This is a genomic window from Wenzhouxiangella limi, assembly GCF_010499265.1.
Classification (GTDB): Bacteria; Pseudomonadota; Gammaproteobacteria; order Xanthomonadales; family Wenzhouxiangellaceae; genus Wenzhouxiangella; species Wenzhouxiangella limi.
Genome location: NZ_JAAGSC010000044.1, coordinates 363,347 through 380,023 on the forward strand (window position 1 = coordinate 363,347; position 16,677 = coordinate 380,023).

Consider the following 16,677-nt stretch of genomic DNA (forward strand, 5'->3'; position numbering starts at 1 on the left):
CGGATTGCCCGGGCGCGCGCTCTTAGCGGCGCCTGGGCGCGAAACTCTGCGTGATGCGGTCGAGCAGGATGGCCAGGATGACGACCCCCAGGCCGCCTTCGAAGCCCAGCCCGACGTTGAGGCGCTGGATCCCGGTCAGAACGGTGTTGCCCAGGCCCCCGGCGCCGATCATCGAGGCGATCACCACCATCGACAGGGCCAGCATGATGGTCTGGTTGACCCCGGCCATGATCGAGGGCATGGCCATGGGCAGCTGGACCTTGCGCAGCAGCTGAAACCGGGTGCAGCCGAAGGCGAAGCCGGCCTCAATCTGCTCCTTGCTGACCTGGCGGATGCCGAGATTGGTCAGCCGCACCACCGGCGGCATGGAAAACACCACCGTGGCGATGGCGCCGGGCACCGTGCCCAGGCCGAAAAAGATCGCCGCCGGGATCAGATAGACGAACGGCGGCATGGTTTGCATGAAGTCCAGCACCGGTCGGCAGATTGACTCGACGGTGTCGCTGCGGGCCATGGCGATGCCGATCGGCAGCCCGATCAGCAGTGCGACCAGGCTAGACGCCAGCACCAGGGCCAGCGTCTGCATGGTCTGGACCCACAGGCCCATGCCGATGATGGTGGCCAGCGCGATCAGCGCGAACAGGCCGAACCGCCAGCTCACGCGCCAGGCGCTCAGGCCGACCAGGATCAGCGCCAGCAGCCAGGCCGGCAGCCACAGCAGCACGTCCTGGAACAGGTCGGTGAACAGCCCGATGAAGGTGGCAATGCCGTCGAGCAGCGGGGTGAAGTGATCCTGCACCCAGACCACCAGCGCCTCGACCCAGTCGCCGATCGGCAGACGCAGGCGTTCCAGCCATTCATCCATTGGCCGCCTCCTGGTTCATCGTGGTGCCGCCGGCCCGGTCCAGGGTGCGCAGCAGGCGGGTTCGCGACACCGTGCCGCGGTAAATGCCCTGCTCGTCGACCACCGGCAGCGGCACCGGGGTGCTGGCGCAGCGTCCGATCAGCAGATCCAGGCCGTCGTGGGGCGAGACCGGTTCGATGTCGACGAAGGCCTGGTCGAACGGCGGCTTCTCCTTGCTGTCGAGCGCTTCGACCAGACGGTCGGCCGAGACCACGCCTTCGAAGCGCTGGTCCTCGTCGACCACGATGGCGTGCTGGCGATCGTGCCGCCGCAGGGCCTCCAGGGCCGCCCGCATGCCCATGCCGGGGCGCTCGATCACGGTGACCTGGGTCTTGTCCATGATGTCGGATGCGCTGAAGACCTGGGTGACGTCGACGCCGTAGAAAAAGGCCTTGACATAGTCGTTGGCCGGCTCGGTCACGATTTCTTCCGGCGTGCCCACCTGGACGACCGCGCCGTCCTGCATGATGGCGATGCGATCGCCGATCCGCATCGCCTCGTCGAGATCGTGCGAGATAAAAACCACCGTGCGCCGCTGCTTGCGCTGCAGGGCCAGCAGCTCGTCCTGCATTTCGGTGCGGATCAGCGGATCGAGCGCGGAAAACGCCTCGTCCATCAGCAGGATGGACGGATCGGTAGCCAGTGCCCGGGCCAGGCCGACGCGCTGCTGCATGCCGCCGGACAATTCGTCGGGGTAGCTGTCGGCGTTGGCGGCCAGGCCGACCTGTTCCAGCGCCTCGCGGGCGCGCTCGCGGCGTTTTTCCCGATCCTCGCCGGCAACTTCAAGCCCGAAAGCGGCGTTGTCGACCACGCTGCGGTGCGGCATCAGGGCAAACGACTGAAACACCATCGCCAGGTCGCGCCGGCGCAGCTCGATCAGCTCCTTGGCGCTCATGGTCACGATATCCTGACCGCGAACCTCGACGCGGCCGCGCGTGGGTTCGATCAGCCGGTTGAGCAGCCGGATCAGGGTCGACTTGCCCGAGCCGGACAGTCCCATGACGACGAAGATCTCGCCCTCGAGAATATCCAGCGAGACATCGCGAACACCGATCGTCTGGCCGGTGCGGGAAAAAATGTCGTCCTTGCTCAGACCCTCACTGAGCAGGCCAATGGCGCGGTCCGGGTCGCGGCCGAAAACTTTGTACAACCCGGCGATTCGAATGATGACGTCCCCGTCCAAAAAGTCTCCAAACTGATTGGTAAGCCATCCACACTAACATACGGTGCCGAACCCGCCGGTCACGCACCGCTACTTGCATCAATGGATTTGCGGCCACTAAGGGGTGCACGGGGCAGGGCGAGTGTTTTACAATGGCAGGCTAGCTGCGGAATGCGGTCCAGGTTTACGGAGAGGTGCCGGAGTGGTCGAACGGGCTCGCCTGGAAAGTGAGTGTACGGTTTATCCCGTACCGAGGGTTCGAATCCCTCCCTCTCCGCCAGAAATGAAAAGCCCCCGCAGCGCGGGGGTTTTTCATTTCTACCGGAGCGGGTGGCTCGATTCAAACCCTGACGTTCGACCCGAGCGCAGCGAGGACGATGCGGCCGCAAGGCCGCACCCGAAGGGCAAGCGCCGAAAGGCGCGCGGTCAATCCCTCCCTCTCCGCCACACATAAAAAAGCCCGCGCGAGGCGGGCTTTTTTTGGCGAACTCCGGCGAAGCCGGACTCCGGCCTAGTGCTCTTCTTCGTAAGCGTCCGCCTCGGCCTTGTCGTCGTGGTGGGTACCGGCCGGATGCTCGGGCGGGGCGTAAACCGTGTAGAGCTTGAGTGCCTTGCTGCCGGTGTTGATGAAATTATGCTCGGTGCCGGCGTGAACGAACACCAGATCGTTAGTGCCGACTTCGCGCGCGTTCCCGGACAGCACGGCCTGACCGTTGCCCTCGACCAGAATCAGAATCTGGTCGTGATCACCGTGCACCTCGGCGCCGATTTCCTCACCCGGCTGGAGGGTCATCAGTACGACCTGCGCCTCCTGCCCGGTGATCACGGTGTCGCGAAACGCGTCATTGTTCAGGGCCATTTTCACGATCGGAACGATGGCCTTGTCGATGTCTTTACTCATCTTGCATGGACTCCTTAAAGATTGAAATTCAATTTCGATCTGCACCTTCTAGACATTAGCAAATTGCTGGTCGGGCTGCCGTCGAATCGGCCTAATGCGCGGCCAGCTCGCCGCGGCCGACCGCCAGCAGCGTGCGAGCAGCGACCAGCACGATCACGAGGGTCACCAGCCCTGCCAGTGCGGCCAGGATTGTTCCGCCGACCGCTCCGGTCAGCGCATCGAAACGGAACGTGGCCACGGTGAAGGCGGCCAACGGAAAGGTGTAGGCCCACCAGGACGGGAAGAAAGGCAGCCTGAGAAAGCCGGGCACCTGCGGAATCAGCAGCAGAAAGTTCAGCAGCGCGATGAAGTACAGCACCAGTCCCGCGTTCGTCGGCCCGGGCGCCAACTGCAGCCAGGCCAGAAAAGCGACCGAGGGCGGGGCCATCAGGATCGCCAGCGTGGGCCGCATCGGGGCTTCCAGGGCATCACCGATGACCAGCCGATAAAACACCAGCGTGCCGAGAATGATCCAGTAAAACAGGCCGATGCTGAAGAAAAACCAGCCGGTGAGCTCGAAACCGGCCGGAATCGCGGCCACGGGGACGAGGACGTTGCCGACCGCGGGAATGAACCACGCCGGGTTGAGGCTGTTGGGAGGGCGGTGGGAGTTCAACCAGACCGTCACTATGAGCAGGGTGAGAAAAAGCTGCAGCGCTGCACCACTGATCCACAGCATGTTCGAGACCGACTCCAGCCAGGGCCGCGACAGGATGCCCAGCAGGAGAAGGTTGATTGCGATCGCCGGCAGAAAATTGATCCGCACCGGATGGCGCAGCTCCGCCATGACCCGGTCACGATGGTGCAACGCCTTGACCGCATAGGCCGCCAGCAAGATGACGAACACCGCCGCGGCAATCGTCGTCAGCGTTGCCGAAACCACCGGCGAAAGGTCCCAGCGTGTCTCCACGGCATGCCACACCAGCCCCAGCCCGCAGGTCCCCATGACCGAGGCGAACAGCGGCAGCGGCAGGGTGGCGGTGAACCCGGCCGTGGTGGTGCTTTGGGCGTGATCGGCGTTGGACATGGCAAAGATCGCGGGGAGTTGGAATAGCGCGACAGTATAAGGCGAGGCTAATCTAATAAAAATGAGAATCGCGGTTGACCCTTATCCAAGCCTGAGCCATAATTACCGGCTTGCACGCGCCCGTAGCTCAGCTGGATAGAGTACCTGGCTACGAACCAGGCGGTCGGAGGTTCGAATCCTTCCGGGCGCGCCAGATATAAAAAAGCCCCGCCCCGAGCGGGGTTTTTTATATCTGATGTGCTCGGAGGCCGAGTCGAACCTCCTCAGGGTTCGAACCGAGCCGCAGGCGAGGACGATGCGGCTGTAAGCCGCACCCGCAGGGCAAGCGCCGTCAGGCGCGCAGTCAATCCTTCCGGGCGCGCCAGATATAAAAAGCCCCGCCTCGAGCGGGGTTTTTTATATCTGATGTGCTCGGAGGCCGAGTCGAATCTCCTCAAGGTTCGAACCGAGCCGCGTAGCGGCGAGCTCGCTGACGCGCACCGTCAGGCCGCAGGCCAAGGCCGCGTGAGCGGCCGCCGCAATCCTTCCGGGCGCAACAGCCTACACCCCAGTGCTTGCGCCGCTCTGCGCTCCATGCTATTGAAGCCATATGCAGATCGCCGCGACCAATCCTTCTCCGCCGATCGCCAGGGTGGCGCCGACGCAGACGCGTTCTGAGAACGAAGCGCGGCCGGACCCTGAGGGTGAGAGCGCACGCGGGGAACAGACCGACCGATCGGAATCAGACGCCCAACGCGGCCCGCTGGAACTGACCGAGGCCGAGCAGGCGCAGGTGCGGGAACTGCAGCAGCGCGATCGTGAGGTCAGGGCGCACGAGCTGGCCCACGTGGCCGCCGGCGGGGCCTATGTCACCGCGCCCGCTTCTTACCAGTACGAGGTCGGCCCGGATGGTCGCCGTTACGCCGTCGGTGGTGAGGTCTCGATCGACACCAGCGTGCCGTCCGACCCCGAAGAAGCCCTGGCCAAGGCGCAGATCATTCAGCGCGCGGCCTTGGCCCCGGTCGATCCTTCGGCGCAGGACTACCAGGTTGCCGCAAAGGCGCGACAGATGGCGATCGAGGCGCGCAGCGAACTGGCGGCCGAGCGGCTGGAAGAGACCAGCTCCGCCGGAGAACGGGCCGAGGGCGAGCGAGGGCCTGATCAGTCTGATGAAGCCGGTGTGGCTGCCGCGGCCGCCGATCGGGTGCCGCTTGTCACCGAACAGTCGCTCGCCCCGCAAACGCGCTTTAGCCTGTTTGCCTGAAATCTAAGGGCTTCAGGGGCCATCGAATTGACGTGCGTCAAGTGCTGTGGCCGCCGTCCGCGGTACGCTCAAACTGCCCTGGAGGAAGGGCGGTAAAGACAACCATATTGCCCGCGGGAAACGGATTGATTTCACGGCTTCCCGGCGGCTGATCGTTGGTCAGGACCGGAAGGTTCGGCAGTGATCATCTCCGCTACCGAGGCTTCCCGGCGTTTTTGATGAGACGGGAGGGCAGCATGTCGGGCGAGGACAGAGCGCGGCAGATCGAGTCGGCGGATGCGATCCGCGATGTGCTCGGGGCGGAAGCGGGTATTCGACGCAAGGTCGCGGCCTGTCGGGAAGAAGTTGCCGCGGCTGTGGCGGCCGAGCAGGAGCGCGCTCGTGCGATCGAGCAGCGCACCAGCGAGCGGCTGTCCCGTCTCCACGCCCATTGCGAACACCAGATCGAGGCGCGCACGTCCACGCTGCGGGCCCGCGCCGGCAGTGAAGCACCCGCCGCCCAGCTGGACGAGGCCGATCGCGACCGTTTGCGAGCGGCAGCCGAGCGCCTGTCGGCGCGCCTGACGGGGGCCGTCGATGGCTGAATCGGCCCGGGTCGGATATCTGCAGGCCCGTCTCCAGGCCCGCCATGGCCAGCGTCCCGGCGAGGTGGATTGGCGCTTGATCGAGTCCAGCGTTGATCTGCTCCACTATTTGGATGCGGTGCGCGCAACTGCGCTCAAGCGCTGGGTGAGGGGCGTTTCGCCGGACTCCTCGGCGGCAGAAATCGAGATGCTGCTGCGGGCCAACTGGCGCGACGGCGTGGTGCAGGCCTCGACCTGGGCGCCGGGCCCCTGGCGCGAGATGCTGCTCTGGTGCCGCTGGCTGCCGGAATTGCCGGTCTTGGCCCACCTGCTCGACGGCGGCGGGGTTCGCGCCTGGATGCGCAGCGACCCGGTGATCCGGTCTTTCGCCTTCGACGACCCCGGCGCCTGCCTGTCAGCCCTGGCCGACACCGAGCTGGCGCCCATGCAGCCGCTGCTGCAGGCCGGAGAAGGCGTGCGCTCGGCCTGGCAATCCGTTTTGTGTGATCTCGTCCCGGGCACGGTCTCATCACCGGCCGGGGATGCGCTTGAGCAGCTCGACCGGCTGCTGGAGGGACATCGCGTGGCGATGCTCGAGGCTCCGGAGCAGGGCGACGGTCAAGCGCTGCGCAAGGAACTGGGCGCGCGTTTTTTGCGCGTGTTCCGGCGTGCCGCCGGCACCGCAGCGGTGGTCTTCGCCTTCCTCGGCCTGGAGGCGCTCGAGGCCGAGCGGGTGCGCGCCGGACTGGTTACCCGCCGCCTGCTCAGGCGCGTACCGGAGGGCCTGACATGGGCTTGAGACCGGGCACGGCCTGCTGGTTCGAGCTGCTGGTGCCGCGCGCCGATCTGGCCCGTACCCTGGCCCGCCTGGCCGAAACGCAAACCGTGGAACTGGAGACCGAACAGCGGCCGGACCGTCCCTTCGAGCTGCCCGGCCTGACCGCCGCGGTGGCCGAATTCAATGATCTGGAACGGCGGCTGTCGGGCTGGTGGCCGGAGGGACAGTTGCCGTCGCTGGATCGGTCCATGGACCCGGTCGCGGCCATGGAAGATGCGCTGGCGCGTCTGCGCGTCTGGGCCGCAGAAGCCGAGCCGCTGATCGATCAGGCCGAGCGGCACGAAACCGAACTGGCTCGGCTGGATGAACTCGATCGTCTCGTGGCCGGCGACAACCCGGCGCTGCCGGCCTTCGAGCGGCTCGCCGAGGCCGGTCCCTGGCTGGCCGCGCGCCTGTACCGTCTGCCGCCTGATTCCCAGCCGGACGACTGGCCGGCCTCCATCCTGACCCAGTTTCTGGTCGACGCCGACGGCCAGCGCTACGTCCTCGCCGTGGGCCCGGACGACGCGGTGAGCCGGCTCGATGAGCGCATGACGGCGATCAAGGCCCGTCGGCTGATGATGCCGGCCTGGCTGCCCGATGAACCGCAGGCGGCGCGGAACGCGCTGGCCGAGCGCCGGGCGCAGGCCGAGCAGGCCCGGCGCCAGGTGGGCGAGCGCATCGCCGAGCTCCACGAGCGCCACCAGATCGCGCCGGCCCTGGGGGTGATGGCGCTGATGCAATGGTTTGCCGGTCACGCCCCGGCGCTGCCGATGACCGAGCATTTCGTCCTGGTGACTGGCTGGTGCAGCGATCCGGACGGGGCCGAGCTCGACCGGGTTCTGGCCGAATCCAACGTCGAGCACGTGCTGCGGCGCGCCGATCCGCCGGCCGGGCTGGACGTGCCGGTGATCATGCGCAATCCCCGCTGGGCCAAGCCGTTCGAGATTTTCGCCAATCTGCTGGGAACGCCTGGTTCGACCGAGGTCGATCCAAGCCGCCTGCTGGCGGTGATCACCCCGCTGATGTTCGGCTTCATGTTCGGCGATGTCGGCCAGGGCGCGGTGTTGCTGGGGCTGGGCCTGTGGCTGCGCAAGCGCATCCCGGTGTTTGCCTTGCTGGTGCCGTTCGGTGCCGCCGCGATCGTGTTCGGTTTCCTGTTCGGCAGCATTTTCGCCAACGAGCACTTGATCCCGGCGCTGTGGATGCACCCGATCGATCACCCGACCACGATCATGGCGATCGCGGTGGGTTTCGGCGTGTGCGTGATCGCCACCGGCCTGTTGTTCGACGCCCTGCGCTGCCTGTGGCGCGGCGCGGGACTGCATTGGCTGGCCACCCGCGCCGGCCTGGTGCTGGCTTACTTCGGCATTCTCGGCGCGCTGCTGCGGCCTGAGCTGCTCAACCTGGCGTGGCTGGGCTTTGCCTGGTTCGTGCTGGGCTCGGTGGGCGTGGCCGAACGCCAGCGCCTGATGGAACTCCCCAAGGCCCTGGGCGAACTGCTGGAAGGCATGCTGCAGCTGCTGGTCAACACCATCTCTTTCGTGCGCGTCGGGGCCTTCGCGCTGGCTCATGCCGGCCTGTCGGCGGCCGTGTTCGGAATGGCCGATGCCGCCGGCGGCGGGCTGGCGGGCCTGATCGTCATCATCCTCGGCAACGCCATCGTGATCGCGCTGGAAGGGCTGATCGTCGGCATCCAGACCACCCGCCTGATGCTGTTTGAATTCTTTATCCGTTTTTTGACCGCCGAGGGCCGCCGGTTCAAGCCGCTGACCGGTCCCGGCGCCGTTTTCCGACCCACCGGGAGAAGTTCGACATGAAACTGGGAACCATCATCGTGCTGGCGCTGGGCGCCGTGATTGCCTGCCTGGCGCTGACGGCCACCTATCTGGTCTTTACCTCAAGCATGGCCAGCGCCCAGGAGGGCGGGATGCTGGTCGAAGTGGTCGATCCGTCTGTGATGCGCTGGGGCTTTCTCTCGGCCGCGCTTGCCGCCGGTCTGGCCGCGGCCGGGGCCGGCTATGCCGTGGCTCACGTCGGCAGCGCCGCGGTCGGTGCCCTGGCCGAGAAGCCGGACCTGATGGGCCGGGTGCTGGTCATCGTCGGCCTGGCCGAAGGCGTGGCCATCTACGGCCTGATCATCGCCATCCTGATTCTCAACCAGCTCTAGACGATGGACCGTCCGGCCGTCACTCGCCCCGTCGTGATCAGCGACCGCTTGACCGCCGCCGGCTTCCGGTTGGCGGGTCTGGAAACCGCGGTGGCCACGCCCGAAGACGTGCGCGAGCAGCTGCGCGCTGCCCTGCGCGGTCACCGTCCCATCCTGCTGACCGCCGACCTGGCCGAGCACCTGCCGCCCGACGAACTCGCCGGCATCATCCGCCGGGCGCGGCCACCGCTGGCCGTGGTGCCTGACGTCAGCGGCCACGGGCGCAGTCCGGATCTGGCCGGCAGGGTGCATCGAGCGCTCGGAGTCGAGACATGAACAAGAACGGATTACTGAATCTGCTTGAAACGTCCGGCGAACAGCAGTGCCGCGACCTGCGCTCGGAAGGGGCAACAAAGGTCGCCGAGCTGCGCCGCAAGGCTTTCGCCCGGGCGCGACAGCGGGTCAGCGCGGCCATTGCCGAGGAGCGCAAGCGCATGGACCAGGCGATCGGCCGGGTCGAGGCAGAAGTCGAGACCACCCTGCGCCAGCGCCTGCTCGCCCACGATGCCGCACTGGTCGAGCAAGGCCGCCGCGTGCTGATCGAGAATCTGCAGCGGCGCTGGCAGGATCCCGACGCGCGCAGCGCCTGGGCCGCCACCCTGGTGGACGAGGCGGCGAACGTGGTGATTGCGCGCGATTGGCGGGTCGAATGTCCAAACGGCTGGCCCGGAGAAGAGCAGGCCGAGCTCGCTCGACGCGCGGCCGAGGCGCACGGTGCGCGCGTCGAGATCGTTCCCTCCGACTCGCTCGAGGCCGGACTGAAGCTGGTCAGCGGTGGCCTGGTCGTGGACATGAGCCTGGCTGGCCTGCTGGTCGATGAGGATTTCATCGACGGCGCCCTGCTCGATCTGGTCGGACGGGCGAGTGCGGGAGAAGCGTCATGACGCAAGCGGTGATTCAGTGGATCGGCGGGCCGGTCCTCAAGGCCCGGGTCAGCGAGCCGTTCCAGATCCACGAAGCGCTGGCGGTCGGTGAACAACGCCTGCTGGGCGAGGTCATCCAGCTGTCAGGCGATCTGCTCACCGCCCAGGTCTACGAGGACACCACGGGCTTAAAGCCGGGCGATCCGGTGGTCGGTAGTGGTCTGCCGCTGTCGGTGGCGCTGGGTCCCGGAATCCTGGGCAATATCTTCGACGGCCTGCTGCGGCCGCTGAGCGAGGCCAGCGGGCACTGGTTCCAGCCCGGTCTGGCCGCCGCCCGCAGCGGCCAGTTCCGGTTCGAGCCCGGCGTAGGCGAGGGCGACGAGCTTGCCGGCGGCCAGGTCTTCGGCCAGGTCGACGGCCCGGGCCCGGGCCGAGCCTGCCTGGTCCCGCCGCTGCTGTCCGGACGGGTGCGCTCGATTCGGCCGGCCGGAACCTATGCCGAAGACGAGCCCGTTCTCGAAATCGAAGACGCCGGCGGCCGGGTCCACCGCGTGGCCATGCAGCACGACTGGCCGGTACGCCGGCCGCGGCCGGCCGCCGAGCGCCTGAGCGCCGATGCGCCCATGGTCACGGGTCAGCGCATTCTCGACACCCTGTTTCCGGTCGCCCGCGGCGGTCGCGCGGCCCTGCCGGGCGGTTTCGGGACCGGCAAGACCGTGCTGCAGGAAAGCCTGGCCAAGTGGTGCGATGCCGATGTCATCGTCTACGTCGGCTGCGGCGAGCGCGGCAACGAGATGGCCGACGTGCTCGACGAGTTCCCGCACCTGGAAGACCCGCGCACCGGCCGCCCGCTGATGGAGCGCACGGTCATCATCGCCAACACCTCCAACATGCCGGTGGCCGCGCGCGAGGCCTCGATCTACACCGCCATCACCGTGGCCGAGTATTTCCGCGACCAGGGCCTGCACGTGGCCCTGATGGCCGACTCCACCAGCCGCTGGGCCGAGGCCCTGCGCGAAGTTTCGGGTCGGCTGGGCGAGCTGCCGGGCGAGTCGGGCTACCCGGCCTACCTGGCCTCGCGCCTGGCCGATTTCTACGAGCGCGCCTCGCGCGTCAAGGCGCTCAACGGCGAGGAAGGCTCGGTCACCGTGATCGGCGCGGTCAGCCCGCCGGCCGGGGATTTTTCCGAGCCGGTCACCAGCCACACCAAGCGTTATGTGCGAAGCTTCTGGGCGCTGGACCGCGGCCGGGCGCAGGCGCGCTCCTACCCGGCCATCCACCCGCTCAAAAGCTACGCCGAGGACGTCGACACCCTGGCGCGCTGGTGGCAGCTGCAGGGCAACAGCGAGTGGCGCGAGTACCGCCGTCGCCTGCTCGGCCTGCTCGAGTCCCAGGCGCGGCTGGAACGCATGGCGCGGATCGTCGGCAAGGACTCGCTGCCGCCCGAGCAGCAGCTGACCCTGCTGGCCGCCGACCTGATGAACGAAGGTTTCCTGCGCCAGAGCGCGTTCTCCGAGGTCGACCGCTTCTGCTCGCCCAAGCGCCAGACCGCGATGCTGCGCCTGATGATGCAGTTCATCGATTTGGCCGGCGAGGCGGTGGCCGCCGGCACGCCGCCGGCCGAGATCGCCGCCATGCCCATCCTGCGCACCCTGCAGCGGCTGGGCGAGGAGTTCGGCGAAGACGACCTCGAGCGGCAGTCGGAGGTTGCGAGCGAGATCGGTGCGGCCTTCAACGCACTCAATGACCACAAGGAGGCCGCCGATGTCGGCTGATGTCATCCTCAGCGGCGCCCTGACCGGGCTGGAAGGCCCGTTGCTGTTTGCCCGCCGCGAAGCCAACGTGGCCTTGAACGACGCCGTCGAGGTCATCGGTCGCGAGGGCCGGGGGCGGGTCGGCCGGGTATCGGCGCTGGACGAGGAAGCCATGGTCATCGAGGTGCTTGAATCGACCACCGGGCTGGACCTGGACGGGACCCGCATCCGCATCCGCCAGCGGCCGCTGGAAATGGCGCTGGGCCCCGGTCTGCTGGGTCGGGTGTTCAACAGCGTCGGGGCGCCGATCGACGGCGGTCCGGCGCTGCCGGCCGAGCGCCGCCAGCGCGTCGACGGCATGGCCATCAACCCGGCCGCGCGCGACCTGCCGCGCGATTTCATCGAGACCACGGTCTCGACCATCGATTTGATGAACAGCCTGGTCCGGGGCCAGAAGCTGCCGCTGTTTTCCTGCGGCGGCCTGCCGCACGATCGCCTGGCCACCCAGATCGCCCAGCGTGCCCGGCTGCGCGACGCCCAGGCCGGCGAGTTCTGCGTGGTCTTCGTCGGCATCGGTGTGCCCTACGACACCGCCGAGAACTTCCGCTACGCGATGGAGAAATCCGGCGCCCTGGCGCACACGGCGATGTTTCTCAACCACGCCGACGAGCCGTCCACCCAGCGCCTGCTGACCCCCAGGTTCGCGCTGACCGCGGCCGAGTACCTGGCCTTTGTCGAAGACCGGCACGTGCTGGTGGTGATGACCGACATGACCAACTACTGCGAAGCCCTGCGCGAGGTCTCGGCCAGCCACGGCGAGATCCCCAGCCGCAAGGGCTATCCCGGCTACATGTACTCCGACCTGGCGACCATTTTCGAGCGCGCCGGCTGCATCAAGGGCCTGCCGGGAACCCTGACCCAGCTGCCCATTCTGACCATGCCCGGCGACGATATCGGCCACCCCATCCCGGACCTGACCGGCTACATCACCGAGGGCCAGATCGTGCTCGGGCGCGAGCTCGACCGCAAGGGCGTCTACCCGCCGGTCGAGGTGCTGCCCAGCCTGTCGCGTCTGATGGACGCCGGCACCGGCAAGGGCTATACCCATCCCGACCACCCGGCGCTTTCGAATCAGCTGTTCGCCTGCTACGCGCGCGCCAGCCGGGCGCGCGTGCTGGCTTCGGTCATGGGCGTCGACGGACTGCCGGAAACCGACCGCCGCTTTCTCGAATTCGGCGATGCTTTTGAGGAACGCCTGGTCAGCCAGCAATACCCGCGCACGCTCGAAGAAAGCATGGCGCTGGGCTGGGAGCTTCTGCGCGCTCTGCCGGTGTCAGAGCTGACGCGGCTGTCGGGCGAGCAGCTGGCCTGCTACATTGAAGCCCCGGCCGAGGCCGGCTAGCGCGCCGTGGCCGGGACCGAGACCAGCCCGACCCGCAGCGCCTTTCTCGAGCTGCAGGACGAGCGCCAGGTCGTGCGCGAGGGCTTCGAGTTCCTCGACGAGAAGCGCGTCATCCTGGCCCAGGAAATGCTGCACCGGCTGGAAGTCTTTCAGCTTGATCGAGGCCGCTACCAGGCCCTGCACGCCGAGGCCGTGGTCGCCGTGGCCCGCGCCCTGGGCCGACACGGGCTCGATGGGCTGGAAGTCCAGCCGCCGCAGGTGCTCAAGTCAGCCAGGCTTGATCTGCGCGAGCAGCCTTTTCTCGGCGTGAGTCTGGTCGATGCCGAACTGGACCTGGAGCCGGGTGCGGCTGAACCGGCAGTCAATCCCTCGCCGGAGGCCAGGCGCTGTGCCGCAGCCTTTGGCGAACTCACCCGGCTGGCGCTGGCCATGGCGGTCCAGCGATCCTGCCTCGAGCGCCTGATTGACGAATACATCCGCACCGAGCGCCGCGCCCGCGCGCTGGAAAACGTGGTCCTGCCTGAAATCACCGAATCGCTGGAATTCATCAACGAGCAGCTCGAAGCGGTTGACCAGGAAGAAGCCATCCGCGTCAGGACCGCGCGCAAAAGCGATTGACCGGAACCAGGCCAGCGCCTACAATCGACCGGCTATATGTTCGGGGTGTAGCGCAGCCTGGTAGCGCAACTGCTTTGGGAGCAGTAGGTCGCAGGTTCAAATCCTGCCACCCCGACCAAAAATGACTTGATTTTGCGCCCGTAGCTCAACTGGATAGAGCATCGGCCTTTGAGCAGCGCAGCCTTCGGGTTGCGTGACAAAAGGAGCCCCTGTCGGGAAACGGAACCGGCAGGGTGGACTGCACTGTAACGGGGAAACCTTAGCGGCGGCCGCGGCCGGCCGATGGCAATCCCGTGGAAACCGTCGGTTGCCCTATCCGATGGAGTAAGATGTGTGGCGGGTTGGTTTTGGCCTTCTGCCATGCATCACACCAAGGAAAAAGGTGACCTGGGAGTCTTGAAGGCTCAGGTGGATTTGTTCGAGCAGGGATTTACGATCCTGCAGCCGCTGACCGAGCACGCCCCGTTTGATCTGGTGGCGTATCGAGGAGGACGCTTCGTTCGGATACAGGTCAAATATCGCAGATTGGACCGCACGGGAAAATTGGAAGTCAAGTTCTGGACTTCCTGGGCCGACAGAAATGGAACCCATAGCGTGCCAGTCGACAAGAACGAGGTCGACGTCTACTGTGTTTATTGCCCGGATACGGATGAATGCTATTACCTTGATCCTGGTCAATTTGGCTACTCGGCCTGCCTGAGGGTAAGGGCGACCAAGAATCGTCAATCGCGCGGCGTTCGTTTCGCGAGCGACTTTCGACGGGTTCCGTAGAGACTATACGTGCAGCACCTGAGAAGGTGAAGAGATAGTCCAGACCACAAACCCGGCCCAGGGCCGGGGCCGCGAAAGCGGTAGTTGGTAAGCTAAGCCGGCGGTTGCAGGTTCGAGTCCTGCCGGGCGCGCCATGACATTCGGTCCGGGTTACAATACCGGGCTCGGAAAAATAAAAGTTTTGCCTGTGGTGGGCGTAGCTCAGTTGGTAGAGCACTGGATTGTGGCTCCAGAGGTCGCGGGTTCAACCCCCGTCGCTCACCCCACCCATCGGGCCATTAGCTCAATTGGTAGAGCAGCTGACTCTTAATCAGTAGGTTCAAGGTTCGAGTCCTTGATGGCCCACCAAATTCCCTTATCGATTCACGGATACACGAGACGATCGAGCATGCAGGTAAGCGTAGAGAAAACCGGTGACCTCGAGCGCCGGATGACCGTCCAGGTGCCCGGCGACGACATCACCTCGAAGGTGAACAGCCGGCTCAGCGAGTTGCGCCGCCAGGTGCGCCTTAAAGGTTTCCGGCCGGGCAAGGTGCCGCTGAACGTCGTGCGTCAGCGCTACGGCAAGCAGGTGCGCGAAGAGGTTCTCGGCCAGGTCATGGAATCCAGCCTGCAGGAAGCCATCGGACAGGAAGAAATGCGCGTAGCCGGCGTTTCGCGGCTGGAGCCCGCCAGCGGTCCGGACTTCGAGGGCGATTTCGAGTTCATCGCCGAACTCGAGGTCTTTCCCGAAATGCCCGAAATCGAGATCGCCGACCTGGCCTTCGAGCGCCCGGTGGCCGAGGTGGCCGATTCCGACGTCGACGACATGATCGACACCCTGCGCCAGCAGCGCCGCGAATGGGAGACGGTCGAACGGCCCGCGGCCATGGACGACCGGGTGCGTTTGACTTACGTCGCCGACGCCGAGGGTGAGCGCGTGCCGGAAGTCGGTCACCACGAACTCGCGCCCACGCTCGGCAACATGACGACCTTCCCCCAGCTCGAGGAAGCGCTCACGGGCATGTCGGCAGGTGAAAGCAAGGAGGTCGAGCTGACCTTCCCCGAGGATTACCGCTACCAGGCCCTGGCCGGCAAGACCGCCAAGGTCGAACTCAGCGTCCAGGAAGTCCAGGCCTCGGAGATGCCCGAGGTCGACGATGCCTTCGCCGATTCTTTCGGCGTCGATGGCGGGGTGGAACAACTGCGCGCCGACGTGCGCCGCAACCTCGAGCGTGAGCTGCGCCAGGCGGTTACCAACCGCCTCAAGACCGCGGTGACCGACGCACTGAGCGAGAAATACGCCGATCTTGCGCTGCCGCGTTCCAGCGTCACCCAGGAGGCGCGTCAGATGGTCCAGCAGATGCAGCAGCAGTCCGGCCAGCAGGCCGACCTGCCGCTGGAGCAGTTCATGCCGATGGCTGAACGACGTCTGCGCCTCGGCCTGCTGATGGGCGAACTGGCCCGCCAGAACGAAATCAGCATCGATCAGGGCCGGGTCCAGCAAAAGCTCGAGGAGGTCGCCGATACCTACGAAGATCCCTCGCAGATCATTGAAATTTACCGCGCCGACAAAAACTTGATGGACCAGCTGGAGAATCTGGTGCTTGAAGAGCAGGTGATCGATCTCGTGCTGGACAAGGCCGAGGTCGCCGACAAGACAATGAGCTTCAAGGAAGCGCTGGAGACGTAATGGACGAAAAAGCCCTCAATCTGGTGCCGATGGTGGTCGAGCAGTCGGCCCGCGGCGAACGTGCCTACGATATCTACTCGCGCCTGCTCAAGGAGCGGGTCATTTTCGTGGTCGGACCGATCGAGGACTACTCGGCCAACCTGATCGTCGCCCAGCTGCTGTTTCTGGAGTCGGAGAATCCGGAAAAAGACATCAATATCTACATCAACTCGCCGGGTGGTTCGGTCACCGCGGGGATGGCGATCTACGACACCATGCAGTTCGTCAAGCCCGATGTGGCCACGATGTGCATCGGCCAGGCCGCCAGCATGGGCGCGCTGCTGCTCGCCGCCGGCGCGGCCGGCAAGCGCTACTGTCTGCCCAATTCACGGGTGATGATTCATCAGCCGCTGGGCGGATTCCAGGGCCAGGCCTCCGACATCGATATCCACGCCCGCGAAATCCTCAAGCTCAAGGACAAGCTCAACCGGATTCTGCAGCACCACACCGGGCAGGATCTCGAGGTCATCGAGCGCGACACCGATCGCGACAAGTTCATGTCCGGCGAGGACGCCTGCGAGTATGGCCTGATCGACGAAGTCCTGAGCTCGCGTCAGCCGCCCAAGGCAGTCTCCGAATAAAACCGGGGGAAGCCGGCCATCCGGGCCGGCGCCGGGCTCTGACGTTTTCCTCGGCTTTCATGCTTTCGGGTACACTGTTTTCCTCAACGAATCAGCGGAAACCCCAGACAGT

Annotated in this window: 17 protein-coding genes and 5 tRNA genes; 18 read left to right on the top strand and 4 right to left on the bottom strand. The window is 66.0% G+C overall.

All coding sequences use genetic code 11. The features are described 5' to 3' along the window. Positions 1-22: 22 nt before the first annotated feature. Together G3I74_RS15160 and proV are read right to left on the bottom strand one after the other, a co-directional pair. The gene (locus G3I74_RS15160; protein WP_420823081.1) at positions 23-865 is read right to left on the bottom strand and encodes an ABC transporter permease; all 843 of its coding nucleotides are present in this window, start codon (positions 863-865) and stop codon (positions 23-25) included. Next, positions 858-2,087 carry a glycine betaine/L-proline ABC transporter ATP-binding protein ProV gene (gene proV / locus G3I74_RS15165; RefSeq protein WP_164212437.1) on the bottom strand — a complete coding sequence of 410 codons (1,230 nt, stop codon included), beginning with the start codon at positions 2,085-2,087 and terminating at the stop codon, positions 858-860. Before proV ends, G3I74_RS15160 begins: the two co-directional genes overlap by 8 nt. A 167-nt stretch (positions 2,088-2,254) precedes the next feature. Here proV and G3I74_RS15170 point away from each other — a divergent pair. Continuing rightward, positions 2,255-2,346: transfer RNA gene (locus G3I74_RS15170), tRNA-Ser, on the top strand. A gap of 231 nt (positions 2,347-2,577) precedes the next feature. On the opposite strand, the gene G3I74_RS15175 is transcribed toward G3I74_RS15170, so the two are convergent. Both G3I74_RS15175 and G3I74_RS15180 read right to left on the bottom strand, forming a co-directional pair. After that, a complete protein-coding gene (locus G3I74_RS15175) occupies positions 2,578-2,967 on the bottom strand; it encodes a cupin domain-containing protein (protein WP_203594798.1) in 390 nt (129 codons plus the stop codon). A gap of 91 nt (positions 2,968-3,058) precedes the next feature. Continuing rightward, positions 3,059-4,033, bottom strand: a complete 975-nt coding sequence (locus G3I74_RS15180; protein WP_164212438.1) for an SLAC1 anion channel family protein — start codon at positions 4,031-4,033, stop codon at positions 3,059-3,061. A 116-nt stretch (positions 4,034-4,149) separates the two neighbouring features. On the opposite strand from G3I74_RS15180, the gene G3I74_RS15185 reads away from it, so the two are divergent. From G3I74_RS15185 to clpP, 17 genes are all read left to right on the top strand, one after another. After that, a tRNA-Arg gene (locus G3I74_RS15185) sits at positions 4,150-4,226 on the top strand. A gap of 396 nt (positions 4,227-4,622) precedes the next feature. After that, the gene (locus tag G3I74_RS15190; RefSeq protein WP_164212439.1) at positions 4,623-5,276 is read left to right on the top strand and encodes a putative metalloprotease CJM1_0395 family protein; all 654 of its coding nucleotides are present in this window, start codon (positions 4,623-4,625) and stop codon (positions 5,274-5,276) included. A 236-nt stretch (positions 5,277-5,512) separates the two neighbouring features. Beyond that, positions 5,513-5,860, top strand: coding sequence for a hypothetical protein (locus tag G3I74_RS15195; RefSeq protein WP_164212440.1), 348 nt, complete (start codon positions 5,513-5,515; stop codon positions 5,858-5,860). Further along, positions 5,853-6,638, top strand: coding sequence for a hypothetical protein (locus G3I74_RS15200; RefSeq protein ID WP_164212441.1), 786 nt, complete (start codon positions 5,853-5,855; stop codon positions 6,636-6,638). Before G3I74_RS15195 ends, G3I74_RS15200 begins: the two co-directional genes overlap by 8 nt. Continuing rightward, entirely contained in the window at positions 6,629-8,476 is a 1,848-nt protein-coding gene (locus G3I74_RS15205) for a V-type ATP synthase subunit I (RefSeq protein ID WP_164212442.1), read from the top strand. Before G3I74_RS15200 ends, G3I74_RS15205 begins: the two co-directional genes overlap by 10 nt. Beyond that, positions 8,473-8,826, top strand: a complete 354-nt coding sequence (locus G3I74_RS15210) for an ATP synthase subunit C (RefSeq protein ID WP_164212443.1) — start codon at positions 8,473-8,475, stop codon at positions 8,824-8,826. Before G3I74_RS15205 ends, G3I74_RS15210 begins: the two co-directional genes overlap by 4 nt. A gap of 33 nt (positions 8,827-8,859) precedes the next feature. Further along, a complete protein-coding gene (locus G3I74_RS15215; RefSeq protein ID WP_203594799.1) occupies positions 8,860-9,141 on the top strand; it encodes a V-type ATP synthase subunit F in 282 nt (93 codons plus the stop codon). Next, positions 9,138-9,749: a hypothetical protein gene (locus tag G3I74_RS15220; RefSeq protein WP_164212445.1), complete on the top strand. Its 612-nt coding sequence runs from the start codon at positions 9,138-9,140 to the stop codon at positions 9,747-9,749. The genes G3I74_RS15215 and G3I74_RS15220 overlap by 4 nt, the downstream gene beginning before the upstream one ends. Continuing rightward, entirely contained in the window at positions 9,746-11,503 is a 1,758-nt protein-coding gene (locus G3I74_RS15225) for a V-type ATP synthase subunit A (RefSeq protein ID WP_164212446.1), read from the top strand. Before G3I74_RS15220 ends, G3I74_RS15225 begins: the two co-directional genes overlap by 4 nt. Beyond that, the gene (locus G3I74_RS15230) at positions 11,493-12,884 is read left to right on the top strand and encodes a V-type ATP synthase subunit B (RefSeq protein ID WP_164212447.1); all 1,392 of its coding nucleotides are present in this window, start codon (positions 11,493-11,495) and stop codon (positions 12,882-12,884) included. The genes G3I74_RS15225 and G3I74_RS15230 overlap by 11 nt, the downstream gene beginning before the upstream one ends. A 6-nt stretch (positions 12,885-12,890) precedes the next feature. Then, positions 12,891-13,502, top strand: a complete 612-nt coding sequence (locus tag G3I74_RS15235; RefSeq protein ID WP_164212448.1) for a V-type ATP synthase subunit D — start codon at positions 12,891-12,893, stop codon at positions 13,500-13,502. A gap of 41 nt (positions 13,503-13,543) precedes the next feature. Then, positions 13,544-13,620: transfer RNA gene (locus tag G3I74_RS15240), tRNA-Pro, on the top strand. A 242-nt stretch (positions 13,621-13,862) separates the two neighbouring features. Further along, positions 13,863-14,273, top strand: coding sequence for a group I intron-associated PD-(D/E)XK endonuclease (locus G3I74_RS15245; RefSeq protein ID WP_164212449.1), 411 nt, complete (start codon positions 13,863-13,865; stop codon positions 14,271-14,273). Positions 14,274-14,463: 190 nt separating this feature from the next. Then, positions 14,464-14,539: transfer RNA gene (locus G3I74_RS15250), tRNA-His, on the top strand. 6 nt (positions 14,540-14,545) lie between these two features. Then, positions 14,546-14,621, top strand: a tRNA-Lys gene (locus G3I74_RS15255). Positions 14,622-14,661: 40 nt separating this feature from the next. Next, positions 14,662-15,945, top strand: coding sequence for a trigger factor (gene tig / locus G3I74_RS15260; protein ID WP_164212450.1), 1,284 nt, complete (start codon positions 14,662-14,664; stop codon positions 15,943-15,945). Next, entirely contained in the window at positions 15,945-16,565 is a 621-nt protein-coding gene (gene clpP, locus G3I74_RS15265) for an ATP-dependent Clp endopeptidase proteolytic subunit ClpP (RefSeq protein WP_164212451.1), read from the top strand. The genes tig and clpP overlap by 1 nt, the downstream gene beginning before the upstream one ends. Positions 16,566-16,677: the final 112 nt, after the last annotated feature.